24 protein-coding genes and 1 pseudogene are annotated in these 24,688 nt (G+C 73.6%); 17 read left to right on the top strand and 8 right to left on the bottom strand.

The genetic code is table 11. The features are described 5' to 3' along the window. The first annotated feature begins 52 nt into the window (after positions 1–52). The 7 genes from ACZ6RC_RS22955 (at position 53) to ACZ6RC_RS22925 (ending at position 7,853) form a co-directional block, all read left to right on the top strand. On the top strand, positions 53–2,821 hold the full coding sequence (locus tag ACZ6RC_RS22955; protein ID WP_469586210.1) for a sensor histidine kinase: 2,769 nt from the start codon (positions 53–55) through the stop codon (positions 2,819–2,821). Further along, on the top strand, positions 2,818–3,252 hold the full coding sequence (locus ACZ6RC_RS22950; protein ID WP_391133530.1) for a roadblock/LC7 domain-containing protein: 435 nt from the start codon (positions 2,818–2,820) through the stop codon (positions 3,250–3,252). Before ACZ6RC_RS22955 ends, ACZ6RC_RS22950 begins: the two co-directional genes overlap by 4 nt. Before the next feature lie 13 nt (positions 3,253–3,265). Further along, the gene (locus tag ACZ6RC_RS22945; RefSeq protein WP_469586206.1) at positions 3,266–3,718 is read left to right on the top strand and encodes a DUF742 domain-containing protein; all 453 of its coding nucleotides are present in this window, start codon (positions 3,266–3,268) and stop codon (positions 3,716–3,718) included. Further along, positions 3,699–4,316, top strand: coding sequence for a GTP-binding protein (locus ACZ6RC_RS22940; RefSeq protein WP_391133524.1), 618 nt, complete (start codon positions 3,699–3,701; stop codon positions 4,314–4,316). The genes ACZ6RC_RS22945 and ACZ6RC_RS22940 overlap by 20 nt, the downstream gene beginning before the upstream one ends. Positions 4,317–4,502: 186 nt before the next feature. After that, positions 4,503–4,916 carry a roadblock/LC7 domain-containing protein gene (locus ACZ6RC_RS22935; protein WP_391133521.1) on the top strand — a complete coding sequence of 138 codons (414 nt, stop codon included), beginning with the start codon at positions 4,503–4,505 and terminating at the stop codon, positions 4,914–4,916. 122 nt (positions 4,917–5,038) lie between these two features. After that, complete coding sequence (locus ACZ6RC_RS22930; protein WP_469586201.1) at positions 5,039–6,253, top strand: DUF6397 family protein; 1,215 nt, start codon at positions 5,039–5,041, stop codon at positions 6,251–6,253. Between the two features lie 52 nt (positions 6,254–6,305). Next, positions 6,306–7,853, top strand: a complete 1,548-nt coding sequence (locus tag ACZ6RC_RS22925; protein WP_391133515.1) for an ATP-dependent DNA ligase — start codon at positions 6,306–6,308, stop codon at positions 7,851–7,853. Between the two features lie 172 nt (positions 7,854–8,025). Here ACZ6RC_RS22925 and ACZ6RC_RS22920 read toward each other — a convergent pair. After that, a pseudogene (locus ACZ6RC_RS22920) lies at positions 8,026–8,535 on the bottom strand (DUF6328 family protein); the annotation flags it as partial. A gap of 295 nt (positions 8,536–8,830) precedes the next feature. On the opposite strand from ACZ6RC_RS22920, the gene ACZ6RC_RS22915 reads away from it, so the two are divergent. From ACZ6RC_RS22915 to ACZ6RC_RS22900, 4 genes are all read left to right on the top strand, one after another. After that, complete coding sequence (locus ACZ6RC_RS22915; protein WP_391133506.1) at positions 8,831–9,208, top strand: hypothetical protein; 378 nt, start codon at positions 8,831–8,833, stop codon at positions 9,206–9,208. Between the two features lie 380 nt (positions 9,209–9,588). Next, a complete protein-coding gene (locus ACZ6RC_RS22910; protein ID WP_469586197.1) occupies positions 9,589–10,374 on the top strand; it encodes a polysaccharide deacetylase family protein in 786 nt (261 codons plus the stop codon). A gap of 476 nt (positions 10,375–10,850) precedes the next feature. Then, positions 10,851–11,555, top strand: coding sequence for a hypothetical protein (locus ACZ6RC_RS22905; protein ID WP_469586194.1), 705 nt, complete (start codon positions 10,851–10,853; stop codon positions 11,553–11,555). Beyond that, on the top strand, positions 11,552–11,923 hold the full coding sequence (locus ACZ6RC_RS22900; RefSeq protein ID WP_391133498.1) for a peptidase inhibitor family I36 protein: 372 nt from the start codon (positions 11,552–11,554) through the stop codon (positions 11,921–11,923). The genes ACZ6RC_RS22905 and ACZ6RC_RS22900 overlap by 4 nt, the downstream gene beginning before the upstream one ends. Before the next feature lie 85 nt (positions 11,924–12,008). Here ACZ6RC_RS22900 and ACZ6RC_RS22895 read toward each other — a convergent pair whose 3' ends face one another. Both ACZ6RC_RS22895 and ACZ6RC_RS22890 read right to left on the bottom strand, forming a co-directional pair. Further along, positions 12,009–12,464 (bottom strand): peroxiredoxin, encoded by a 456-nt coding sequence (locus ACZ6RC_RS22895; RefSeq protein WP_391133495.1) that lies wholly within the window; start codon positions 12,462–12,464, stop codon positions 12,009–12,011. 71 nt (positions 12,465–12,535) lie between these two features. After that, on the bottom strand, positions 12,536–13,102 hold the full coding sequence (locus ACZ6RC_RS22890) for a PadR family transcriptional regulator (protein ID WP_391133491.1): 567 nt from the start codon (positions 13,100–13,102) through the stop codon (positions 12,536–12,538). 230 nt (positions 13,103–13,332) lie between these two features. Here ACZ6RC_RS22890 and ACZ6RC_RS22885 point away from each other — a divergent pair, with 230 nt between their 5' ends. After that, entirely contained in the window at positions 13,333–13,818 is a 486-nt protein-coding gene (locus ACZ6RC_RS22885; RefSeq protein WP_391133488.1) for an SRPBCC family protein, read from the top strand. A gap of 13 nt (positions 13,819–13,831) precedes the next feature. Here the strand turns inward: ACZ6RC_RS22885 and ACZ6RC_RS22880 are convergent, their stop codons facing one another. Then, entirely contained in the window at positions 13,832–15,442 is a 1,611-nt protein-coding gene (locus tag ACZ6RC_RS22880) for an extracellular catalytic domain type 2 short-chain-length polyhydroxyalkanoate depolymerase (protein ID WP_469586189.1), read from the bottom strand. Between the two features lie 262 nt (positions 15,443–15,704). Here ACZ6RC_RS22880 and ACZ6RC_RS22875 point away from each other — a divergent pair, with 262 nt between their 5' ends. After that, on the top strand, positions 15,705–16,226 hold the full coding sequence (locus ACZ6RC_RS22875; RefSeq protein WP_469586186.1) for a tetratricopeptide repeat protein: 522 nt from the start codon (positions 15,705–15,707) through the stop codon (positions 16,224–16,226). Between the two features lie 67 nt (positions 16,227–16,293). Here ACZ6RC_RS22875 and ACZ6RC_RS22870 read toward each other — a convergent pair whose 3' ends face one another. Beyond that, a complete protein-coding gene (locus ACZ6RC_RS22870) occupies positions 16,294–16,626 on the bottom strand; it encodes a cupin domain-containing protein (protein WP_391133479.1) in 333 nt (110 codons plus the stop codon). 199 nt (positions 16,627–16,825) lie between these two features. Between ACZ6RC_RS22870 and ACZ6RC_RS22865 the strand changes: the two genes are divergently transcribed. Then, positions 16,826–17,449, top strand: coding sequence for a histidine phosphatase family protein (locus tag ACZ6RC_RS22865; protein ID WP_469586183.1), 624 nt, complete (start codon positions 16,826–16,828; stop codon positions 17,447–17,449). 277 nt (positions 17,450–17,726) lie between these two features. Here ACZ6RC_RS22865 and ACZ6RC_RS22860 read toward each other — a convergent pair whose 3' ends face one another. From ACZ6RC_RS22860 to ACZ6RC_RS22850, 3 genes are all read right to left on the bottom strand, one after another. Further along, complete coding sequence (locus ACZ6RC_RS22860; protein ID WP_469586178.1) at positions 17,727–19,382, bottom strand: acyl-CoA dehydrogenase family protein; 1,656 nt, start codon at positions 19,380–19,382, stop codon at positions 17,727–17,729. Further along, a complete protein-coding gene (locus tag ACZ6RC_RS22855) occupies positions 19,366–19,983 on the bottom strand; it encodes a TetR family transcriptional regulator (protein WP_469586175.1) in 618 nt (205 codons plus the stop codon). Before ACZ6RC_RS22855 ends, ACZ6RC_RS22860 begins: the two co-directional genes overlap by 17 nt. A 164-nt stretch (positions 19,984–20,147) precedes the next feature. Next, positions 20,148–20,732: a TMEM165/GDT1 family protein gene (locus tag ACZ6RC_RS22850; protein ID WP_391133389.1), complete on the bottom strand. Its 585-nt coding sequence runs from the start codon at positions 20,730–20,732 to the stop codon at positions 20,148–20,150. A 319-nt stretch (positions 20,733–21,051) separates the two neighbouring features. On the opposite strand from ACZ6RC_RS22850, the gene ACZ6RC_RS22845 reads away from it, so the two are divergent. From ACZ6RC_RS22845 to ACZ6RC_RS22835, 3 genes are all read left to right on the top strand, one after another. Beyond that, positions 21,052–21,870 (top strand): TetR/AcrR family transcriptional regulator, encoded by an 819-nt coding sequence (locus ACZ6RC_RS22845; RefSeq protein ID WP_469586171.1) that lies wholly within the window; start codon positions 21,052–21,054, stop codon positions 21,868–21,870. Further along, positions 21,867–23,351 carry an MFS transporter gene (locus ACZ6RC_RS22840; protein ID WP_469586167.1) on the top strand — a complete coding sequence of 495 codons (1,485 nt, stop codon included), beginning with the start codon at positions 21,867–21,869 and terminating at the stop codon, positions 23,349–23,351. The genes ACZ6RC_RS22845 and ACZ6RC_RS22840 overlap by 4 nt, the downstream gene beginning before the upstream one ends. A gap of 95 nt (positions 23,352–23,446) precedes the next feature. After that, a complete protein-coding gene (locus ACZ6RC_RS22835; protein WP_469586164.1) occupies positions 23,447–24,661 on the top strand; it encodes a hypothetical protein in 1,215 nt (404 codons plus the stop codon). The last annotated feature ends 27 nt before the right edge of the window (positions 24,662–24,688 follow it).

The following is a 24,688-nucleotide window of genomic DNA, read 5'->3' as shown; positions in this document are numbered from 1 at the left end:
ACACGCGCACCGCACCGCACCACCAGGAAGACGCAGCCGGAACGAGGAGGCCATGCGAACTCCCCGCAGGACCCAGGACACCGACGCGACGGCGAAGCCGCGCCCGGGAGCCCCGCGTGGACGGCGCGCGCACGCCGCCCCGCCCGCTCCGGAGCAGCCGGGGCGCCCGCCGCACGCGCCGGAGCGAGCCGCGCGGACCTCCGCCGAACGGCCGTCCGCCGCGCAGGGACCGCCCGGGCCGCCGGAGACGCGGACCCGGCGCCGACGGCTCGGTCTGCGCCCCCGCACCGTCCGCGCGAAGATCGTCTCGCTCCTGATGGTGCCCGTCGTGTCGCTGCTCGCCCTCTGGGGGTTCGCCACCGTCACCACCGCCCAGGACATCGCCCGGCTGCGCCAGCTCCAGCGGGTCGACGCCGAGATCCGCGAACCCGTCGCCGCCGCCGTCGCCGCCCTCCAGGCCGAACGCCGGGCCGCGCTCCGGCAGATCGCCGCGCCCGGCACCGGACGCGCCACGGAGCTGGAGGAGAGCGCCGGACGCACCGACGCCGCCGTCGCCCGGCTCCGCCTGGACGGCGGCCCCACGGTCGGCAACACCGGAGACCTGCCCCGCGAGGTCGCCGACCGCATCGGCCGATTCGTCACCCGGGCCGAAGGTCTCGGACAGTCCCGTACCACCGCGGGCGCGGGCCGCGGTGACTGGGACCGGACGTACGACGAGTACACCGCGACGATCTCCGCCGCCTTCGCCGTCGGCGGCGCCCTGAGCGGCATCCAGGACGCCGAAATCGGATCCGACGCACGCGTGCTCCTGGAATTCGGCCGGGCGGGCGAGATGCTGGCGCGTGAGGACGCGCTGCTCGGCTCCGCCCATCTCGACGGAGAGATGCCCGCCGGACGGCTCCAGCGGTTCGCCGGCGCGGTCGACACCCGCCGCACCCTCGTCGAGTCCGCCACCGCCGATCTCCGCGGCCCCGAGCGCGACGCCTGGCAGGCGCTCACCGCCCAGCGCGGCCACCAGCAGCTCGTCGCGGCCGAGGACCGCGTCCGCGCCGCCGCCCCGGGACGCAAGGCCGCCCAAGCCGTGCCCGCCGCCACCTGGGACGACGCGGTGGCCGTCGTACGCACCGGACTCGCCCAGATCGAGACCGACGCCCGCCGGGGCGCCGCCGACCGCACCGACCCGTTCACCGGCGGCGCGCTCACGGCCGGCGGCGCCGCGGTCCTGCTCGGCCTCGGCGCGGTCGCCGCCTCCCTCGTCATCTCCGTGCGCATCGGACGCGCCCTGGTCATCGAACTGATCAGCCTGCGCAACACCGCTCTGGAGATCGCCCGGCGTAAACTCCCCGCCGCCATGCGCCGGCTGCGCGCCGGAGAGGAGATCGACGTCCAGGCCGAAGCCGCACCCGGAGCCGTCCCCCAGGACGAGATCGGCCAGGTCGGCGAGGCACTGACCACCGTCCACCGGGCCGCGCTCTCCGCCGCCGTCGAACGCGCCGAACTCGCCAGCGGGATCTCCGGCGTCTTCGTCAACCTCGCCCGCCGCAGCCAGGTCCTGGTCCACCGCCAGCTCAACCTCCTGGACAGCATGGAACGCCGGGCCGACGACCCGAACGAACTCGGCGACCTCTTCCGGCTCGACCACCTCACCACCCGGATGCGCCGGCACGCCGAGAGCCTCATCATCCTCTCCGGCGCCGCCCCCGGCCGCGCCTGGCGGATGCCGGTTCCGCTCACCAACGTCGTACGCGCCGCCGTCTCCGAGATCGAGGACTACGCGCGCGTGGAGGTGCGCCGGCTGCCCGAGACGGCCGTCGTCGGCGGTGCCGTCGCCGACCTCACCCACCTCCTCGCCGAACTTATCGAGAACGCGGCCCAGTTCTCCCCGCCCCATACCAAGGTGCGGATCAGCGGCGAACCGGTCGGCAACGGCTACGCCCTCGAAATCGAGGACCGGGGCCTCGGCATGGGCAAGGAATCGCTCGCCGAGGCCAACACCCGGATCGAACAGTCCGAAGCGCTCGACCTGTTCGACAGCGACCGGCTCGGCCTGTTCGTCGTCAGCCGGCTCTCCTCCCGCCACGACATCAAGGTCCACCTGCGGACCTCGCCGTACGGGGGCACGACGGCGGTCGTCCTGCTGCCGACTGACCTTCTCCAGGGCGCCCTCCCGCCCGGCACGGGGGAGCGGACGGCCGGCCCCGAGGCCAGCGGCTCCGAGGCGGCGGATCAGTCTCCGACGCCGTGGGCTCCGGCCGTCACCGCCGTACAGCCCCCGCCGTCCCACCGTCCGCCGCGCATCCCCGCTCTCGCCCCCCGGCCGGACACACCCGCCGCCGATCCCGCACGAGCCCCCGGCGCCGACCCACGGCGAGCCCCCGACGCCGACTCCTCGCGCACGCCGACGGCGGGTGTCACCGCCCTGCGCCTGCGGGGCCGTTCCGCCGCCCAGGAGATGTCCGTGACCCCGTCGCAGCCGACCTCGCAGCCGGCCCCGCCGCAGACCGCGCAGCCGACCCGGCATGCACCCGCGCCGGCGGCCCCGCAGACCCCGCCGCCTCCGCCCGAGGCCGGTGCCCGGAGCGAATCGGGCGACCTGCCCCGCAGGGTCCGCCAGGCGAGCCTTGCCCCCCAGCTGCGCGAGGCGCCCGCGGCGGACCCCTTCCCCGCCCCGACCGTCCAGGGCGAACACGAACGCACCCCCGAACACGTCAGGGACCGCATGACCGCCTACCGCGACGGCTGGACGCGCGGCGGCGGCGAGGCCCCCGGCACCAGACGCCCCCTCGGAAACGGCTTCGGCAGAGAAGGAGACCAGGAATGATCGACCACGAGAGGATCTCCCACCATCGCTCCGGCGAACTCGACTGGCTCCTCGACGACCTCGTCGTCCGGGTCCGCGAGGTCCGCCACACGGTCGTGCTGTCCAACGACGGGCTCGCCGTCGGCTCCTCCAGCGGCCTCAGCAGGGAGGACGCGGAGCACCTCGCCGCCATCGCCTCCGGATTCAACAGCCTGGCCAAGGGTGCCGGTCGGCACTTCCACACCGGCGGCGTGCGCCAGACCATGGTCGAGATGGACGATGGCTTCCTCTTCGTGGCCGCGGCGGGGGACGGTTCGTGCCTGGCCGTCCTCAGCTCGGTGAGCGCCGACATCGGTCTCATCGCCTACGAGATGGCGCGTTTGGTCAAACGGGTCGGCGAGCACCTGCACACCCCGCCGCGGCTCACCGTGACCCCACCGGCCGCCGGCTGACCCGGAGAAACCCATGAACGAGGACAGCACCGGCGAGGCCCCCGGCCCCGGACACCGGCCCGGGTTCGGCGACGAGGCGGGGGCGCCGGGCAGTCACTGGTACGACGCCGACGCCGGGCCGCTCGTACGGCCGTACGCCATGACCGGCGGGCGCACCAAGCCGGGCCCCAGCAACGTCCGGTTCGACCTCATCGCGCTGGTCGTCGTCGACGACGATCCTCCCGGCCGGGCCGAGGAATCCCTCCTCGGCCCCGAACACCGGGCCCTGCTCTCCCTGTGCCGGTCCGAGACCCAGTCCGTGGCGGAACTCGCCGCCGACGCCGACCTGCCCGTCGGCGTGGTCCGGGTCCTCCTCGGCGACCTCCTCGAAGCGGGCTTCGTCAAGGTCAGCAGGCCCGTACCGCCCGCACAGCTGCCCGACGAACGGATCCTGAGGGAAGTCATCGATGGCCTACGAGCGCTCTGACAGCACCGGCGAGGACGACGGCGTGGACAGCACGGCCCTCGCGCTGAAGATCCTGGTCGCCGGCGGATTCGGCGTCGGCAAGACGACCCTGGTGGGCGCGGTCAGCGAGATCCGCCCCCTGCGGACGGAGGAACGGCTCAGCAGGGCCGGGGAGTCCGTGGACGACACGGGAGGTGTCGACCAGAAGACCACCACGACCGTGGCGATGGACTTCGGCCGGATCACGATCCGGTCCGGGCTGTCGCTGTACCTCTTCGGCACGCCGGGGCAGGACCGGTTCTGGTTCCTCTGGGACGAGCTGTCCCAGGGCGCGCTCGGGGCGGTCGTGCTCGCCGACACCCGGCGCCTGGAGGACTGTTTCCCGGCCGTGGACTACTTCGAGCACCGCAAGATCCCGTTCGTGGTCGCCGTCAACTGCTTCGTCGGCGCCCGCAACTACGGCGCCCACGAGGTCTCCCGGGCGCTCGACCTCGACCGGGGCACCCCCGTGGTCCTGTGCGACGCGCGGGACCGGGATTCGGGCAAGGAGGTGCTGATCCGGCTGGTCGAGTACGCGGGGCGGATGCATACCGCACGGCTCCTCGATTCCGTCGGCTGAAGAAGGCGGCCGGTCGGGGAAGGAGGCCGGCTGAGGAAGTCGGCCGGCTGAGCAAGTCCTCCCCGGCACACGAGGCCGCCGGGGGTGCTTGCCCTGTCCACGACAGTGCGTAAGGCTTGCTCGCGACACGCGGACCACGGGGACTACGGGTCGACGGGGACGCGCACACAGGGGGAGGACCGAACGATGGCGCTCGACAAGGGACTGGACTGGCTCTTGGACGACCTGACCCGGCGGGTCGGGTCCATACGGCACGCGCTGGTCCTGTCGAACGACGGGCTGGTGACGGGGGCCAGCAGTGAACTGGAGCGGGAGGACGCCGAGCACCTGGCCGCGGTCTCTTCGGGCCTGCACAGCCTGGCCCGGGGCTCGGGCCGCCACTTCAAGGCGGGGCGGGCCCGGCAGACGATGGTGGAGTTCGACGACGCGCTGCTCTTCGTGACGGCCGCCGGGGAGGGCAGCTGCCTGTGCGTGCTCAGCGCGGCGGAGGCCGATGTCGGGCAGGTGGCCTACGAGATGACGCTGCTGGTCAACCGTGTAGGGGAGCACCTCGCCGTCGCGGCGCGGCAACCGGGCAGGACGGGCTACGCCGAACTCTGACCCGTGACCGCTTCGGGCCGGGAAGGCGCCGGGGCCAGGGTTATCCACAGGCCCGAGCGACGTCGGTCACCAGGAGCTACGGTCGTCACCGAGAGTATTCGTCACTCACGGGGGAGATCGTCATGACGCTGGAGGAGAGCGCGCGCACGCTCGCGCTGGGGCGGGCCGCGCAGGAGCTGGAACTGCGGCGCGAGGAGTTCCGCCTCGCCGTGCAGCTCGGCCTGGTCCGCACGGTGCCGGGCGCGGCATCCGGCGCTCCGGGACGCGGCGGCGCGACCGGCACGCGGGGTACGCGCGGTGCCTTGGCCGCCGGCGGCGCGCGGCGGCGCGTGGACCGGCAGGAGATCGACCGGCTCCGCGCCGCACCGGACTTCCCGGACGGCCTGCGCGAGCGCGTCCGCGCGGTCGGTACGACGGAGGCGGCCGAACTGCTGTCGGTGACCCCGGACCGCTTCACCAAGCTCGCCAGGACCGGGCACGTCAGCCCGGTGCGGTTCTATCTGAACCGCTATCGGGCGGTGGTGTGGCTCTACCTCGCCGGTGAACTCGGCGAGTTCGCACGGGCACGTCCGGACCTGCTGACCGGCAGGCTGCCGCGACCCGTCCGCGAGAAGCTCGACGCGGGAGACGACCACCGGCCGCGGAACTGGCGCGCCAGGCGGCTCGGCCTGCTCCTGCGGGCGACCGAGGACCCGTGGCAGCGGGCGGCCGCCATCGCCTCACTCCTCGATCCGCTCCAACTCGCCGAGGTCGTCGACGACCCCTACGAACGCGCGTATCTGGACAGGCTGCGCCCGGAGCCGCCGTCCGGACGCACCGACTCCGCCGCCGCCGTCGAGATCACCGACCGGCTGCTCCTCGCGGACGACCCGGACGAGATCCTCTGGCACCGCCTGAGCCTGATCCTCGCCCTCGACGCGGCCCGCGAGGAGCGGCCCGCCCCGCGCCCCGACGGCGGAGCGCGCCCCCTCCCGGCGTTCCCGCCCGTCGCTCTGCCACACCGCCTGACGGCGCTCCCCGAGGATCCGGCTGTGACCCCCGAACTTCCGGCGGCGGCGCCCCCACGCACGGCGGTGCTCCCGCGGCCGGCCCGGCGACGGACCGCCCGCGGGCTGCTCGACCGCCTTCGCCGGCGGAAGGAGACCCGAGCGAGCGGAGGACCCGGCCGCGCGGCCCTGGCGCGGCCCGGTGCGGCGGGGGACCGGCCGGGGACGGAAGGGGGAGGGGGTGCGGATGCAAGTCGGCCGGGGACGGAAGGCCGTGCGGGTGCGGGTGCGGGTGCGGGTGCGCGGGCGGACCGGCCGACGGCCGAGGGGCGGGCGGGGGGCGAGACGTGATCGAGGGAAAGTCCGAGGTGCGGGCGCGCCCTCGCGCGGGCACGATGACCGCATGCTGCTGGCCCGACTCGCCGAAGCCTCCCACCAGGTGGCCGCCACCTCCGCCCGGTCACGGAAGATCGCCGTCCTGGCCGAGCTGTTCTCCGAGGCCGTCCCCGAGGAGAGCCCGCTCGTCATCGCGTATCTCTCCGGGCGGCTCCCGCAGGGTCGTATCGGCGTGGGCTGGAGCGTGCTGAAGGACGCGGCCCCGCCCGCCGTGGAGCCGGCCCGCGAGCCCGCCCTCACGCTCGCCGGCACCGACGCCGTCATGGCGGCTCTCGCCGCCGTCTCCGGAGCCGGGTCACAGGCGCGGCGGGCCGGCCTCGTTCACGAGCTGATGGCCGCCGCGACCCTGCCCGAGCAGGAGTTCCTGCTCCGGCTGCTCTCCGGCGAGGTGCGCCAGGGCGCTCTCGACGCCATCGCGCTCGAAGGCGTCGCCCGCGCCGCGACCGTTCCCGCGGCCGACCTCCGCCGCGCCGTGATGCTCGAAGGGTCTCTGCCCCGCGTGGCGCGGGCCGTTCTCGCCGAAGGTCCCGCTGCGCTGGAAGCCTTCGCCCTGCGGGTCGGCGTCCCGGTCCAGCCGATGCTCGCCCACACCGCCGCCTCCGTCACCGAGGCCGTCGCCGCGCTCGGCCCCTGCGTGGTCGAGGAGAAGCTCGACGGCATCCGGATCCAGGTGCACCGCCAGGGCGACGACGTCCGGATCTTCACCCGTTCCCTGGACGACATCACCGACCGGCTGCCCGAGGTCGTCGCGCAGGCCCACCGGACGACCGCAGACTCCTTCATCCTGGACGGTGAGGTCATCGCGCTCGACCCCGCCACCGGCCGCCCCATGGCCTTCCAGGACATCGCCTCCCGGGTCGGCTCCCGTGTCGACGTCGCGACCGCCCACGCCACCCTCCCTCTGTCTCCCGTCTTCTTCGACGTCCTCGCCGCCGACGGCGAAGTCCTCATCGACCACCCCGGCCACGAACGCCACCGGGTCCTCACCCGGCTGCTCCCCGAGCCGCTGCGGGTCCGCCGCACCGTCGTGGACGACCCGGCCGCCGCCGACCGTGTCGAGGAGGCCGAGCGGTTCTTCACCGAGACGCTGGACCGCGGCCACGAAGGCGTGCTCGTGAAGGCCCTCGACGCGCCCTATGTGGCCGGGCGCCGCGGCCGCACGTGGTTGAAGGTCAAGCCCGTTCACACCCTCGACCTCGTCGTCCTCGCCGCCGAGTGGGGACACGGGCGACGCACCGGGCTGCTCTCCAACCTCCATCTCGGGGCCCGGGCCGCCGACGGCACGTTCGTGATGCTCGGCAAGACCTTCAAGGGCCTCACCGACGAGATGCTCCGCCGACAGACCGAGATCCTGCGCGACATCGCCGTCGAGGACGACGGCTTCACCGTGCGCGTGCGGCCCGAACTGGTCGTGGAGATCGCCTACGACGGACTGCAGCGCTCCACCCGCTACCCGGCCGGGGTGACCCTGCGCTTCGCGCGGGTCCTGCGCCACCGGCCCGACAAGCCGGCCTCCCAGGCCGACACGATCGAACAGGTCACCGGCGCCGGTTGACCCGGGACCCCGTACCGGCCCCCTCGCCCCCGGACCTCCCGCGCTTCCCGACGCCCGCGGGCCCGGGCCTGCGGCTTCCGCCGTCACCCTGGTCAGCACGGTCAGCACGGTCAGCACGGTCAGCACGGTCAGTACGGCCGGCGCGGGCACCGGCATTGTTGCCGTTGTCGCCGTTGGTGTACCGACGGCGCACCCAGAGCGGCAGCACGTACCAGCTCAGCAGGTACCAGGCGACCAGGCCTCCGACCAGCCACGGGACGTAGTCCGCCCCGGTCGCCACTCGCAGGATCAGCGTCAGGGCCGAAGCGAGGGTGGCGAGGAGCAGGAGCAGCCCGATGGCGGTCAGGCGCGAGGCCCACTCCACCGCCTGCGGCTTGATGCGCTGCCCTGCCACCAGACGGTGGAACGACACCGGACCGATGAGCGCGCCGGTCGCCGCCGCGCCCAGGGACACGGTGATGATGTAGATCATCCGGTCGGAAGCGGAGAGGTCCGGGAAACGGGCGGTGAAGACGACGGTGAGCAGAAAGCCGAAGAGGATCTGGACGCCGGTCTGGGCCACCCGGATCTCCTGCATCAGCTCGCCCCACTGCCGGTCGGCGCGCTGCTCGGGCGTCTCGCGACGGCCCCTGACCAGCCCGTCCCCCCCGCCCGTCTGTGCTGGATCCGACCGGCTGGACACGGGACCTCCCGTTTTCGCTCCTGTGCCGCGACTAACCGCCCGCACCGGCTCTCAACCCCCGCGGGGCGGAACAATGAGGGCGCGTCGCACGGTGCCGCGGGCGTCGAGGGCTGAGCCCGCCGCAAGCCCACCCACCCCGCAAGCCCGTTCCCGTCGCCAGCCCGCTCCCGCCGCCGGCCCGTTCCCGCCGGTGCCGTGCCGCCCGGCACCCCGGAGGCCGGGCCTCGCGGGAAGGGCGGGCGCGAGGGATGCTGGAGTCGAAGGCACGACGAGCGATCCGTCGGGGCGCGAGGAGATGAGCGACGTGTACGACACTCACATCGACACCGACGTCACCGTGCAGCTGAGCGACTGCTCACGGGAGGACGCCCAGGCCGTCTTCCGCGTCCTTGACGGCGTCTACGCCCTCGAGGACATGACCGCACCCGGACCGGCCGCGGCGACGGCCCCCGAACCCACGGTCTGGACGGCCACCTTCGACACCGCGGCCGGGCGCCGTGAGGAGACCCGGCCGGCCCCGCTGACGGGCATGGTCGAGGCGGTGCTGTCGGGCGGCTATCACGCCGTCGACGAGGTACAGAAGACCCTCGCCGCGGGCTTCGACGTCAAGTCGGCGCACTCGGTCTCGGGCGACCAGGAGACCGAGGCCCGGCTCCTCCTCGCCCCGCGCTGACCCCTCGACCGGTCAGGCGGACCCCACCGCCTGACCCGTCGACCGGCTGACCCACCGGCCCTTTCGAGCCGGGCCACGTACCTCCGGGCGGAGCGGACGGGCGCCGCCCGGGGCCGGCCTCCGAGCGTCCCGGCCCCTTCTCCCGTACGCCCCTTCTCCGTACGCCCCGCCTCCCGCGCCTCTCCCCGCGCGCCCTCCCCGCGACGCGCCCCCTCCCCGTACGCCCGCACCTCTGTCGCACCGGCACCGCGCCCCCGGCCACCCCCCTATGCACCCCGTGTATACATCCTGTGTAGAGTGCTCGGCGAACCCCTCGGAACCGCCCCTGACCAGGCGGGAGTGGGTGACCGATCACATCGACACGGGGAAGCGGGTTGCACATGTTGGGAAGGAAGCCGGGCAGGCGCCGGGGGCCGGCCGTCGCGATTCTCGCGGCGTCCTCGCTGATGCTCGCGATCGCCGGTTGCGGGGTGGACACGGTGACGCCGGGGGATGCCCGGGGCGAGGCCGCGCCCGCGGACGGCAAGGGCGGAGCGGCGGGCGACGGCGGCGCGGTCGACTGCGGCAAGGTGAAGTGCATCGCCCTCACCTTCGACGCGGGTCCGGGCAAGGACACCCCGCACCTGCTCGACATACTCCGCGAGAAGAAGGTGCCGGCGACCTTCTTCCTGCTCGGCAAGAAGCACGTGGACCGCTATCCCGAGGTCGTCAAGCGCATCGCGGACGAGGGCCACGAGGTCGCCAACCACACCTGGACCCACCGCATCCTCACCGACCTGGACGCCGACCAGGTCCGGGACGAACTCTCCCGCACCCAGAACGCCATAGAGAAGATCACCGGCCGCAAGCCCACCCTGATGCGGCCGCCGCAGGGGCGCACCGACGACACGGTCTCCGAGGTCAGCCGCGAACTGGGCCTCGCGCAGATCCTCTGGAGCGTCACGGCCAAGGACTACGCCACGACCGATTCGGCGCTCATACGTCAGCGGACGGTCGACGGCGCCAAGGGCGACGGCATCATCCTGCTGCACGACATCTACGACGGTACGGTTCCGGCCGTACCCGGGATCATCGACGAGCTGAAGCAGCGGGGCTTCACCTTCGTGACCGTCCCCCAGCTCCTGGCGCCCGGCACGGCCGAGCCCGGCACCGTCTACCGCCCCTAGGGCGTGTTCGGAAGTCCCGTCTGAACTGCGACTGGGGGGCGAGGCTCGGGTGCGTGCGCGCGGTGAGCCGTGTCACAGCGTTCATAAGGGGTTCTCGGAACAATGGCAGAAGGTTCACCGTTCATCCATATGTGACGTCGAAGGGGTCCGGTCCCCGAGTCCCCCCTTGAGGCGACCGCTCTTCACGCGTCACGGCAGTCGGCCCCGGTTGGAATCCCCCGTCCTACCGGGGCTCTGTCGTTCCCGCCCTCGCACTGCCGCCCCCGGCTTCCGCCCTTCCGTGGCCCACGCCCCCAGGCGTCCCGGAGCCTCCCCGGAGCGCTCGGAGGGCTCGCGAGGGGCGCGCGCTCCGGCTCTTTGAACCCCTTCGGGTGAGGCTCCGCATGCGCCGTGTCCGGCCGGGCAAGGATCGCCGCGGGGCGCGACGATCACGGCGACGACCCCGCTGACCAGGTGTGGAGCACGGGGGGACGTTCATGGTCGATAAGCCTGCGCGGGTGCGCCGCCTGCTCGGAAGCGCGGCCGCCGTGCTCCTGCTCTCGGGGTGCGCCACCGTCACGGGAGGCCCCTCGCTCCCCACCGACGCCAGGGAGCGGGACACCCTCCTCAGGACCGCCGAGCGCTCCGTGATCGAGCGCTGCCTCGCCGCCCGGGGCTTCGCGCCGCCGGCCCGGCCGCGTAGCCCCGCCGAGGACAGCCGGCTCCAGGCGGCCCTCTTCGGAACCGGCCCGCGCGAGCTGTCCGTCACCCTCGCCACCGGCCAGACCGTCACCGCCCACAGCGACGGCTGCCTCGCCACCGCCCGGAGCACCCTCTACGGCGACCAGGCGCGCTGGTTCCGCGCCCAGGTCACCGTCGACAACCTGCGGACCGAGGCCCAGGCCCGGATGAAGACCGATCCGGCACACCGCGCCGCGTTCGACCGCTGGGCCCGGTGCGCCGCACCGCCCGGCCGCCCCCGCCCCGCACGTCCCGAACCCGCCGTCGCCGCCCGTTGCGAGCGCGAGAGCGGCCTCGCGGACGTCAGGGCCCGGCTGGAACCCGTCGAGCTGGCACGGGTGCGCACCCTGCGCCGGGACCAGCTCGCCACCTACCAGCAGCTGCGCACCCGCGCGCTGCGACGGGCAGCGGAGCTGTCCGTCCGCACCACCACCGCAGAGAAAGGCAAAGACGCCTCATGAAGCGCATTCTCGCCACCACCGCCGCGGCTCTGCTCGCCCTGACCGGCGGGCTGGCCCTGACGGGCCCCGCCCAGGCGGCCGACTGCCCGAGCGGTCACTTCTGCGTCTGGCAGGAGGCGAACTTCGGCGGTCAGCGGGCCAACTGGAGCGGTGACGACGGCTGGTGGGAGGGCTGGATCGCCGACACCGACTCCTCCTGGGCCAACCACGGGATCACCGGTCCGGGCGTCAAGGACCATGTCCGCGTCTACGAGAACGCCTGGCAGGGCGGCGCCATGACCATCTGTCTGGCCCCCGGTCAAGAGGTCGGCTACAACGGCGCCGCCAACGACCGGGGCGACTCCCACACCTGGGCCATGAGCTGCTGAACACCCCCGGCTTCCGAGCTCGGCCCCTCCCGCCCCACGCCCCTCGCGGGACGGGAGGGCGCCGAGCGAGGGCACGGCCCCGAGGTCAGGACGTGCGGGCCCGGAGCGCCGCCAGCGCGCGATCCGCGTGGGCGCTCATGCGCAGTTCGCTGCGGACGACCTCCAGGACCCGGCGGTTCTCGTCGATCACGAACGTGACCCGCTTGGTCGGGGCCAGCGAGAAGCCGCGCGTCACCCCGAAGCGGTCCCGTATCGCGCCCTCCGGGTCCGACAGCAGCGGATAGCCGAGCGAGTGCCGGTCGGCGAACTCCTGCTGACGCTCGACCAGGTCCGCGCTGATGCCGACCGGCGTGGCGCCGGCGGCCCGGAACTCCCCGGCCAGGTCCCGGAAGTGGCACGCCTCGGCCGTGCAGCCCGGCGTGAGGGCCGCCGGGTAGAAGAAGAGGACGACCGGCCCCTCGGCGAGCAGGCCCGTCAACGAACGAGGCTTCCCCGTTTCGTCCGGAAGGGTGAAGTCCTCCACGATGTCACCGACGTTCATCAAGCCCAGCCCCTTGTCCGCCACCGGCCCCTCCGGTCGCCGACCGGTGACGTTACCCCTGAAGACGCCTCTCACGGTTGCCGGACGGCGCTGCGCCGTTCCAGGACGGCCAGGGCCCGCTCGCCCCAGCGCAGGTTCTCCTCCTCGAAGGAGCGGCCCCGCATCAGGGTGAGGTACGGTCCGATCCGCTCGGCCTCGCGCAGATACGTCTCCTCGTCCCGGCCGCCGAGCAGCCATTCCCTCGTCCGGTCGTAGCGGGCGAGCTTGCCGCGCGCCCACTCCATCCGCTCCGTGATGAACCCGCGGATCGCCTCGGTGTCACCCTCGTCGCACGCCTGGACCTGGACCATCAGCTCGTCGCGAATGGCGGTCGGCCGGGGCGCCTCGGCCGTGTAGGCGACCAGGTCCGCCCGGCCCGCGTCCGTCAGCGTGAACATGCGCTTGTTGGGCCGTCGCTCCTGCTGCACGACGCGGGCGGCGATCAGCCCGGCGTCGGCCAGCCGGTCCAGCTCGCGGTAGAGCTGCTGCGGGGTGGCGGCCCAGAAGTTGGCGACGGACACGTCGAAGAGCTTGGCCAGGTCGTATCCGGACGCCTCGCCCTCCAGAAGAGCGGCGAGAACAGCGTGCTTGAGGGACATCCCGACACGCTAGCAGTCCGTTGAATAGTTCCTTCCACACCTATTCAACGGATTCCTCCCGTGGCGTTTATCCCCGTCCGCGTGCCCCGAGCGCGTGCGCGTCCCCGGACTCCGCGAAATCCTGGATCCGGGGGGACCCGCGACACGGTCGGCCGGTTCCTCGCCGCGAAGGGCGTCGAGGACCCGGGGGTCGTACGCTCGCACTCGAGCCAGCATGGGAGCAGACCCCGATGGACAGCAAAGCGTTCGTCTACACCACCTACCTCCGCACGACCCCGGACGAGCTCTGGCAGGCCCTGACGGATCCGGCGCTCACCCGCCGGTACTGGGGGGTGGCCTTCGAGACGGAGTGGACCACCGGCGCGCCGATGGTCTGGGACGAGGGCGGCCGCAGCACCGCCGACCCCGAGCAGGTCGTCCTCGCGGCCGAACCCGGCCGGCTCCTGTCGTACACCTGGCACACCTTCACCTCGGAGTGGGCCGAGGCGGTCGGGATCGGCCAGGAGGTGTACCGCAGGCTCGCCAAGGAACGCCGGTCGAAGGTGACGTTCACGATCGAGCCGGCCGGGGACATCGTCAAACTCACCGTCGTCCACGACGACCTGGAGCCCGACGGCATGATCGGCGACCTGATCAGCGAGGGCTGGCCCGCACTCCTCTCCAGCCTCAAGTCCCTCCTCGAGACGGGCGAGGAACTACCGGAACCGCCCCGCTGACCCCCCTCGCACGTCAGCGGTACTCGACCGTCAGCGTCACCGGCGCGTCCTTGTCGACGAAGAGATACGCCGTCGAGGGCGGGGCCGTCTCGAAACGCAGCCGGACCTGCGTCATGCCGGACCGGTCCAGGGCGGCGAGCGCCTCCGCCGACAGGTCCGTCGACGCGGCACTGCCGGAGGTGAACCCCGCGATCCGGGCCGCGCCCGCGACCGTGGCCGCGGCCGACCAGTCCGATGCTTCGACGGTGCAGCCGCCGAAGCAGCCCGTTCGGACGTCCGCCAGCAACCGGTTGCCGGCCGGCGATGACCACGGGTCGCCCGATCCGCTGCCGCGCCGCACCGTCAGATACGCCCGGGTGATCTCCTTGCCGGCCGGGATGCGCGAGGTGTCGAAGGAGAGCAGCGTCCGGTTCACCTTGCCGTCCGTGCCGCGCCCGAGCGCGAGACCCAGGGTGTCCTCCAACGTCCCCACCGCCGCGGAACCGTCGGCCGCGGCCTTCACGTAGCCGTCCTGCGCGTCCGTGCTCGGCAGCGTCACCTCGCCCGCCGCGGGCGGGGGAGTGGAACCGCCGCGCAGCGCCCCGACCATGCCCATGATCGCCTCGATCTGCTTGCCGCCGTGCCGGGCGTGGGCGGAATCGCCGAGGTAACCCCACCAGTTCCAGCAGCCGTTGGGGTTCTCCAGGGTCGCCGTCGCGGTCGCCTGCGGGTAGAGCACGATCATGTCGTTGGTGTCGGCGTACTCGTTGAGGTACGCGGACTCGATGAATCGCGTCCCGAAGCCCTGATAGCCGTAGCCCTGTTTGCAGCCGTGCAGCGCCACCATGAGGGTGCAGGTGGCGCCTTCGGCGCACGACGTCGGGACGTACAGGAAGCCCTTGTCGCCCATGGACAGCGGCGCCGCGGCCCCGCCCGGGGCGTAGGCGTTCTGGTCGAACTGGATCAGCGAGCCGCCGGGGGTGGCGCTCGGCGCCGCGGGCGTGCCGCCGAGGAGGTGGCCCAGCAGCTCACCCTCGGCGTCGATCCCGCAGTCGTTGACCCACGGACTCTGGGTGGCCGTGCAGGAGTTGGGGCCGAGCGGGCTGATCCAGGCGTGCCCGGCGGCGGTGGTGCGGTTGTACCGCACGCGGGCGCCGAAGCGGCCGTAGTAGTCGGCGAGCGCGTCGGCCACCGGTCGCTTCACGGTCGAGTCGTTCGAGCCGCTGAAGACATAGACCGGGTCACCGGCGAGATGCGCGACGGGGTCGACCAGACCGCGGGCCGACCAGTCACGGGTGGTCTGTTCCAGTTGCGCGAGCTGGAGGTCCTGCGTGGTGTTCATGCACGCGTTGAGGGCGGTGGCCAGGGTGTTCCGGGCGCAGTTGTACGGCCCCGAGGCGAAGACCGCCGAGCCGCTGAAGGTACCCGAGTAGGCGACGTGCAGCTGGGTCGCCATGTAGCCGCCGGACGAGATGCCGGCGCTGTGGACGGTGCCGATGGCGTAGGGACGCAGCTGACCCGGGACGGGAGCGGGGGCCGCCGCCGCGACGGGCACCGCCGCGGGAGCCGCCTCGGCTGCGGTCGTCGCCGGGGGAGAGACAAGAGGGAGGAGGAAGGCGAGCACGACTGAGGCGGCCACCAGCATCGATACGGCGAACGCCGGCCGGCGCGCCGGGTACGGAGGGCGCGGTGGACGGCGACGGGCGGTGGGGCGGGGTGGACGCATACGGACTCCCAAGTGGCTCGATCGTGTCGGGGTGATGGCCGGGAGGCTAGGGGCGCCCCGCACCCGGCTCCTATGGGCCCGGACGACACAAGGACCCCGCCCCGCTATGGCTTTCCCCGACCTGGCACCCGGTCCGGCGCCCCACGGCGGACGCCCGCAACCCGCCTGCGAGGATGGGCACATGAGCGACGACGCGAACAGCGGGACGAGGGACCGGCTGCTGGCCGAGGCGGTCGGACTACGGGAAGCGGGCGAGCGGGAGGAGGCGCGGACCAGGCTTCTCGCACTCGCCGCGCAGCACCCCGGCGACGCCGAAGTGGCCTACCAGACGGCCTGGGCCCACGACGTCCTCGGCCTGGAAGCGGAAGCCGCCCCCTTCTACGAGCGGGCGCTGGACGACACGGCCGCCCCCCGACTGGGGGAGGAGGACCGGCGCGGGGCGCTCCTCGGCCTCGGCAGCACCTACCGCGTCCTCGGCCGCTACGACCAGGCCGTCACCACCCTGCGCCGCGCCACCGAGGAGTTCCCGGAGGATGCCGCCCTGCGCACCTTCCTGGCGATGGCCCTGTTCAACACCGGGCGCCACGAGGAGTCCACCCGGCTGCTGCTGGGCGTGGTCGCGGCCACCAGCGACGACCCGTACGTACGCCGGTACCGGCGGGCCATCGAGTACTACGCCGGGAACCTCGACGAGACGGTGTGAACGCGTGAACGCGTGACACGCGGGCGGGCGCCGACCGTGGGAACCGGCCAGGTGCGGTGCGGCGCCGTCAGTCGTTGACGGCGGTGAGCAGCACCACGGCGTCCTCCAGGGCGACGAGCCCGTGCCGCTCCTTGGGGATCATCTGCAGCTCGCCCGCCGCCAGCTCCTCGGAACGCCCGGCCGCCGTCACCTTCACCCGTCCGCGCAGGACCTGCAGGCTGGCGGCGGGCGGCGCGTTGTGCTCGTCCAGCACCGTCTGCGACGTCATGGCGATGACGCTCTGCCGGAGCACTCCGTCGTGGACCAGCAGCTGCGCGCTCCTGCCGTGCGCGTCGGCGCGCGCCTTCGTCAGGTGCTCCTCGACGAGGGCGGCGAGATCGAGAGGTACGGAATCGGGCATCGTTTCTCCCTGCGAGTGCGCCGGCGCGCGGCTTCCGCCTCCCAGCCTTGCGCGTGTCCGGGGGAACGCAACTCGGGACGCCGCCTGCCGGCCGGCCCGCGTCATCCGGCGGGCGTTCGCGACCGGGGGCGGAACCGGACCGTACGGGCGGCGCGTCCAGCGACGTACAAGATCGTCCAGGGGCGCGAAGGAGTACGCGATGACCGGCACGGCCACCCGATACCTGTACCTGGTGCGGCACGGCGAGGCCCTGCCCGACGAGAGCGGGCTGACGGAGGCCGGGCGGCGACAGGCCCGGCTGCTCGGCCGCCGCCTCCGGGACGTGCCCTTCGCCGCGGTCCATCACGGTCCGCTGCCCCGGGCGGAGCAGACCGCACGCCTGATCGGCGCCGAGCTGCCGGACGTCCCGCTGCGCGTCTCGGAACCGGCCGGCGACTACGTTCCCTACGTGCCCGCGTGGGACGAGCTCCCGGCCGAGTCGGCCGATTTCTTCCTCCGCTTCCTCACGGATGCCACGGAAGAGGAACGCCGGCACGGGCCCGTGCTGGCCCGGCGGGCGCTCGACCTCTTCACCGGCCCGGTGGACGGGCTGGAGGACCGGCACGAACTGGTCGTCACCCACAACTTCCTGGTCGCGTGGCTCGTACGGGACGCCCTGGACGCGCCGGAGTGGCGCTGGCTCGGTATGAACCAGGGCAACGCCGCCCTGACGGTCATCCGCTACGCGCCGGGCCGGCCGGCATCCGTCCTCGTCTCCAACGACGTGCGGCACCTGCCGTCCGAACTGCGCTGGACCGGCTTTCCTCCCGAGCTGCACATCTGACCCGGACGGGCGGGGCTGAACCCGCTCGGCCGGACCCGGCTCCCGCCACCCGGGGCACCTCGGGCGGCGGGCGCACCCGCTGCGGGGCCGCCTCCTACGTCGTACCCGTCCGACCGGCCCCTGGGGCGAAGCCGTACCCGTCCGACCTGCCCGGGTGGGCACCCATGCCGTACCCACCCGACCCGCCCCCGCCCCCCGGCCCTGCAAGCCGTACCCCGTCGAGGGCCCGCCCGGTCGGCACGCAGCTGCAGTCCGGCCGACCGGGCCCCCGTGCGGTTCAGTCGCCGTCGGGCGTCCGAGGCGTGCCGCGCTCGATGATCGCCGCCGTGTCCAGGCCGGGCGGCAGGGTGCCGAAGGCGATGCCCCAGTCGCTGTCCAGGCGCGAGGCGCAGAACGCGTCCGCCACCGCCGGGTGGCCGTGCCGGACGAGCAGTGAGCCCTGGAGGACGAGCGCCATGTGCTCGACCAGCCGGCGTGCCCGGTACTCGACAGCGGCGGGATCGCCGAGGTCGGCCAGGTCCTTGCGCAGCCGGGCCGTCGCCGCGTCGAGCCGGCGGTCGGCGCCGGCCGCCCGGTCGACCTCGGCGAAGAATGCCTCGACGGCCTGCGGCTGCCGGGCCATCGCCCGCAGCACGTCGAGGGCGGCGACGTTGCCCGAGCCCTCCCAGATGGAGGGCAGCGGCGACTCGCGGTAGAGACGGGGCAGCCCCGAGTCCTCGACGTAGCCGTTGCCGCCCAGACACTCCAGGGCTTCGGCGGCGTGCGCGGGAGCCCGCTTGCACACCCAGTACTTGGTCACGGCGAGGCCGATCCGGCGCAGCAGTTCCTCCTCGGCGTCGCCCGCCGCCGCGCGGTCCACGGCGCCCGCGAGTCGCAGCCCGGCGACCGTCGCCGCCTCCGCCTCCACGGCCAGGTCGGCGAGGACGTTCGTCATCAGCGGCTGGTCGACCAGTCGCGCCCCGAACGCGCTGCGGTGGGTGGCGTGGTGGACGGCCTGCACCAGCCCCTGCCGCATGCCGGACGCCGAGCTGACCGCGCAGTCCAGACGTGTCATGTTCACCATCCGGATGATGGTGGCGACGCCCCTGCCCTCCTCGCCGACGAGCCGGCCGAGGGCCCCTTCGTACTCGATCTCGGAGGAGGCGTTGGAGCGGTTGCCGAGCTTGTCCTTGAGCCGCTGGAGGCGGATCGCGTTGCGCGAGCCGTCGGGCAGCACGCGGGGCACCAGGAAGCAGGAGAGGCCGCCGGGCGCCTGGGCCAGCGTGAGGAAGACATCCGACATCGGGGCGGAGGTGAACCACTTGTGGCCGGTCAGCGCGTAGAAGCCGTCCTCGCCGGTCGGCACCGCGCGGGTGGTGTTCGCCCGGACGTCCGAGCCGCCCTGCTTCTCGGTCATCGACATCCCGGCGATGATCCCGCGCTTGGAGGTCGGTTCGCGCAGCCCGAAGTCGTAGAAGGGCGAGGTGAGGAGGGGTTCGTACACCTCGGCCAGCTCGGGCTGGACCCGCAGCGCGGGTACGGCCGCGTAGGTCATCGACACCGGGCAGAGATGCCCGGGATCGGCCTGCCCCCACACGAACACCTTCGCCGCGCGAGCCACATGGGCCCCGGGGCGCGCGTCGCGCCAGGGCGCGCCGTGCAGGCCGTGGCGTACGGCGACCGACATCAACTCGTGCCAGTACGGGTGGAACTCGACCTCGTCGACACGGTGGCCGTAGCGGTCGTGCGTGTGCAGCACGGGGGAGTTCCGCTCGGCGGCGCGGCCCCACTCCTGGGCCTCCTCGCCACCGGCCCGCACCCCCAGCTCCCGGACCTCCGCCTCGGCCCAGCCCGCGCCCTCCCGGCGCAGCCCCTCCAGCAGGGCCGGGTCGGCCGACACGTCGTAACCGATCAGCGGCGGGACTTGGTTGGTGACCTCATGCGTGGTCGGCATCGGGAACTCCCAGGGCTCGCAGGGTGAAGGTGACCAGGGCGGGTACGGTGTCCGGCCCGACCGAGCCCGCCGTCAGCGGGCCGACGAGCGCCTCCGCTCCGGCTCCCACCAGCGCGGACGCCGTCAGCGAGGCGTCCTGGGGCGGGAGCTGTCCGGTGCGCACGCCCTCGGCGACCCGCTCGGCGAACACATCGCGGAACGCCCGCCGGAAGACGAGCCGTTCGGCGTCGACGGCCGGGTCGACGGGCTCGGCGAGCAGGGCGTAGGCCAGGCGCGGTGACTTCAGGGCGCGGTGCGCGAAGGTCTCGATGACGGCGACGACCCGTGCGGCGGCGTCCGGGTGGTCGGTGCGTCCGGCCGCTTCGGAGACGGCGGCCACTTCGCGGGAGACCACCGTACGGAAGAGCTCGACGGCCAGCTCCGCCTTGCTCGGGAAGTGGCGGTACACGCTTCCGGTGGCGATCCCGGCGCGCGCGGCGACGGCGGCCACCGTGCAGCCGGCGTAGCCGTGCTCGGCGAGCAGGCCGATGGCCGCGTCGACGACGGTGGCGCGCTGGGCGTCGAGCCGGGCCTGGACGGCGGGGGTACGTCGGTAGGGCACGGAAGAAGTGAAGCAGTGATTCACCGCTTCAACAAGAGCGGGCGCGGGGCGTGAACGACGCATCGGGGAGCGGAGCGTGCCCGGTCCGGGGAGGCCCCCGGGCCGGGCCTGCGTCCTGCGCGGCCTACGACTCGTGTCGTCTGCGCCCCGTGTCGTCCTGCAGGTCAGCCGACGAAGATCTCCGTCAGGGACCAGATCGCGAGCGCCGCCATGCACAGGCCGCCGATGCGCTGCACGGTCTTGAGGGGCACGCGCTTGGCGATGAAGCGGCCGGCGACCAGCGCGAGGGCCGAGACGCTCATCAGGGCGGCGGCGGAGCCGATCGCCGTGGACCAGGTGCCGTCGGTCGCGGCCAGGTTGGCCGTCGTGATCTGGGTCAGGTCGCCCCATTCGCTGATGAAGACGGCCATGAACGCAGTGGAGTAGACGGGCCAGAAACCGGTAACGGTCCTGCCGCCGGCCTCGTCCTCGTCGTCGTCGCCCCCGCCACGCAGCAACATGAAGGCGCCGAAGGCGAACAGTAGGGCCGAGATCAGTTTGACGATCCAGTCGGGCAGCAGGCCGATGAGGCTGCCCGCGCCGACGGCGATCGCGACGTGCACGAGGAACGCGGTCGAGGTGCCGAACCAGACGTACAGCGGACGCATGCGCGTGCCCATGGCGAGGGACGCGAACATCGTCTTGTCGGGAAGCTCGGCGAGGAAGATCAGCCCGAAGGCGGTGAGGATCGCCAAGGGGTCGAGGTGCATACCGGGGCTCTCTGCTCGGTCCGGGCCCGGGATCCGCACGGCACCACGGCGGGCGACGGGAAGAACCACTCGGCCCGGCACGTCGGACCACGCCCGCGGGGTGCGGGCATGGTGAATGCCTGGCCGAAGGTCTCGCCCGTCCGCGCTCTCGCGCGGACCCGGTCACCGGGAACCCGGGGGTTCCAGTGTGTCGACGACCGGTTCTCGGGGCTACTCCCCTTCGCTGTCCCCGAGTCTAACGGACGCCCTGTTCGATCTTGGTGGGCGCTCCTTGTCGGGGTGGTAGACACTGTCTACGCAGCCCTGGTAGACAGTGTCTATGACTCAAGATCGAGAAGCCGAGGGGCTGCGTCGCCGACTCGTCGACGCGGGTGTCGAGCTGGTCGACGGGGAAGGGGCGCAAGCCCTGTCCCTCCGGGAGATCGCCCGGCGCGCCGGGGTGTCCCACGGCGCGCCCCGCCGCTACTTCCCCACCCATCTCGACCTGCTCTCGGCCATCGCCCGCGAGGGTTTCGCCGAGCTGACCGCCCGCGTCGCGGACACGGTCGGTACGGGGCCCGGGGGCGCGGTCGGTACGGGCGGCGGGGGCGGGGCGCTGCCTGGCGGCGGGGACGGGGCGCTGCCCGGCGGCGCGGAGGACGATCCGCGCGCGCGGCTGTACGCCCTCGCCGAGGCCTACCTCGACTTCGCGCTGTCGCGCCGAGGGATGTACGAGCTGATGTTCCGCCACGACCTGCTGGAGAGCGGGCGGCTCGGGCTGCGGGAGACGAGCCTTCCGCTCTTCGAACTGCTGACGCGTCTCGTGGCGCACGCAAGGGGCGACGCCGCCGACGACGGCACCACAACCGGTGCCGATACGGGCACCGCCGCCACCGACCGTCCCGACGGCGCCGCAACCGGTGCTAATACGGGCACCGCCACCACCGGCCGCCCCGACCACCCCGGCCGCCCCGACGGCGCCGTCCCCGCCCTCACCCCGCCGGCCGTCGTCGCCGGGGCGCTGTGGGCCGGCCTCCACGGGATCGCCCAGCTGTGGGGGTGGGGCAGCCTCCAGCTCGCCACCGGTGCCGACGAGGTGGCGCCGCTGCTGCGGGCCGCCGTCGACGCGCACCTCGGGCCCGCGGGACGCGCGCGGTGACGGCCCGCCGCCATGTCGCCGTCGCCTGCAGCGTCCTCGGCGCGGCCGTCGTCGCCCTCGACGGCACCGTGCTCACCATCGCCCAGCCCGCGCTCCAGCACGATCTGCGCGCGGACGTCGACCAGGTGCAGTGGACCAGTACGGGATACCTCATCGCCGTCGCGAGCCTCCTCGTCTTCGCCGGACGGCTCGGCGACCGCTACGGTCACCGGCGGCTCTTCGCCCTCGGCACCCTCGGCTTCGCCGTCACCTCGGCCTGCGTCGCGTACGCGCCCGGCATCGGCTGGGTGACGGGACTGCGCGTCGCGCAGGGCGTCTGCGGCGCGCTGCTGCAACCTGCCACCCTCGGCATGCTCCGCGCCGCCTTCCCGGCGGACCGGCTGGCGATGCCGATCGCCCTGCGCACCAGCGCCATCGGCCTCGCGGCGGCGGCCGGGCCCCTCGTCGGGGGCGCGCTGGTGAGCGCGTACGGCTGGCGCTCCGTCTTCCTCCTCACCGCCGTCCCGGCCCTGGCCGTCGGAGTGCTCGCCGTCGCCGTCCCCCTGCCGGACGTGTCCAAGGCGCTCCGTTCCTCGCGCCCGCCCCGGGACCTCGACCTGCCCGGCGCCTGTCTCCTCGCGATCGCCCTCGCCTGCCTGGTCCATGCCCTGGTCGCCGTCGCCGACCCCGGCCGCCTTTCCCGGACGATCCCGCTCGCGCTCGCCGCGGCGCTCGTGGCCGGTGCGGCGCTCGTCCGGTGCGAGCGCCGCACCCCGCACCCCCTCCTGCCGCCCGACGTCCTCCGCTCGGCGCCCGTCCTCGCCGGGCTCGGCGCTCTCCTCGCCGCCTCCGCGGCCCTCTTCGGGACGCTGTTCGTGACGACGTACTTCCTCCAGGACACCCTCGGCCTCGACCCGCTGGAGAGCGCCCTATGGGTCCTGCCGCTCGCGGTGACGATGGTCCTCGGCGCGCCGGTCGCCGCGCTGCTCACGCGTCGCTTCGGTGCCCGCCGTACGACCGTCTCCGGCGCGGGCCTGCTCGCCCTCGGCGTGCTGCTGCTCTCCCGGCTCGGCGACGAGGCGACGGCCCTGGCGGCCGGCGGCTGCTTCGCCCTGGTCGGCGCCGGTTTCAGTACGGTCATGGTCACCGCCACCGCCGTGCTCGTGCACCGGGCGGACGTGGCCGACGCCGGGGTCGCCGGCGGACTGCAGCAGACAGCCATGAACGTCGGCCCGGCCTTCGGCGTCGCCGCCGCGACCCTCCTGATGACCGTCACCCCGGCCGGGGCACCGACCGGCGGGTCGACCACCGGCCTCCTGGCCCTGGCCGCCCTCGCCGCCCTCGGCGCCGCGGCGGCCCTCGGACTCCCGGGCAGGGCACCGTCCCCGGACCCCGACGAGCAGGCGGCCCCGACAGCGATCACACCACCGCACCCGGCGCCCCCGACAGAGGCGGCACAGCCGCACCCGGCGCCCCCGCCCCCGACCGTGCACCGCCCCTGAACAGGGGCTGCCCCCGCCCGGGCGACCCCGGCCGCTTGATCACTTCGTAACCCGTCGGGGGACAACCTTTCGGTTCGGCTCCCGGTCATGCTCACGTGATCCGTTCCTTCGCCCGTTCCGTCGTGCCGCCGCTCGCCGCCGCGTCCCTCCTCCTCACCGCCTGCTCCGGCGGCGACGGAGGCACGCGGCCGGCGGCCGCCCGGCACGCGGTCTTCGACCAGCCGCTCGACGGACAGGTCGTCCTTGCCCTGCGCCAGACGCAGAAGGCCGGCACCGCGGCCTTCACCCAGACCGTCACCCTCTCCTCCGCGAAGGCCAAGGCCACCCAGACCCTCACCGGGCGGCTGGACTTCGCTGCCAAACGAGGCGAGGCCACCGTGAAATGGAACGTTGGGAAGGGCTTTCTGCGGGCCGCCCGGGAGGCGGTCCTGGGGACGACGCCTAGCGAGGGTGAGGCCGACGCCGCCGGCGAGATCCTCACCGACCCCGCGCGCATTCACTACCGCCCCGACTCGTCCCTCTACTGGCTCCGGTACGCGTCGTGGGACAGGGACCCGAACTACGGCACCGGGGTCATCGACCACCTGCGTGGATTCGAGGCCCCGATAGGCGGCACGCTTCTCGAAGGGCTCGGTGCCGCGGAGGCCACCGCCCGGCGGGCCGCCGGCGCCGGCCGGACGTATCAGGCGACCATGCGCAGCACCCTCACCTGGAAGCTGTTCCCGCCGGACCTGATGCGGGAGCTGTCCGCTCAGAGCCCGCCCATGGTCAGCTACGCCAAGAGTGATCCGGTTCCCGTGACGGTGACCGTGGACGCCCGGGGCCGTGTCACCCACGTCCGGGCCGACTTCTCCTGGGCCCTGGGCAAGAAGGACAGCGCCTTCCAGGACATGAAGTCGCTCCGGATCGACCTCGCCCTCACCGGGCACGGGGCCGGCGCCTCCCGGCCCGCCGTCACCCCCGGCAGCCCTCCGCGCGACGCGAGCACCGTTCTGCGTCGGTTCTCCCGGGTCAAGGCGGGCGACTGCGTCGACTTCAACACCGGCCAGCGGACGCCGCGGCTGGTCGTGACCGTGCCGTGCGCGGGTGACCACGACGGTCGCGTCTTCGCCCAGAAGTCCCTCCGTCCGCGGACGTTTCCCGGGGTCGGCGCGGCGAAGCGACTCGCGGTCGACACCTGCCGCGATGCCTATCGCGAAGCCCCCGACGCGTGGACGGAGGACAGCAGCTCCTGGTGGTACAGGTGGCCCCAGAAGGAAGAGTGGGACAGGGACGGCGGCGGGCACGTCACCTGCTACATCGCCACCTAGGCCACGTCCGGAGCGTGGCACCGTCTC

It is taken from the genome of Streptomyces sp. NPDC048353 (assembly GCF_055587165.1).
This window is presented reverse-complemented; position numbering and strand designations above follow the sequence as displayed.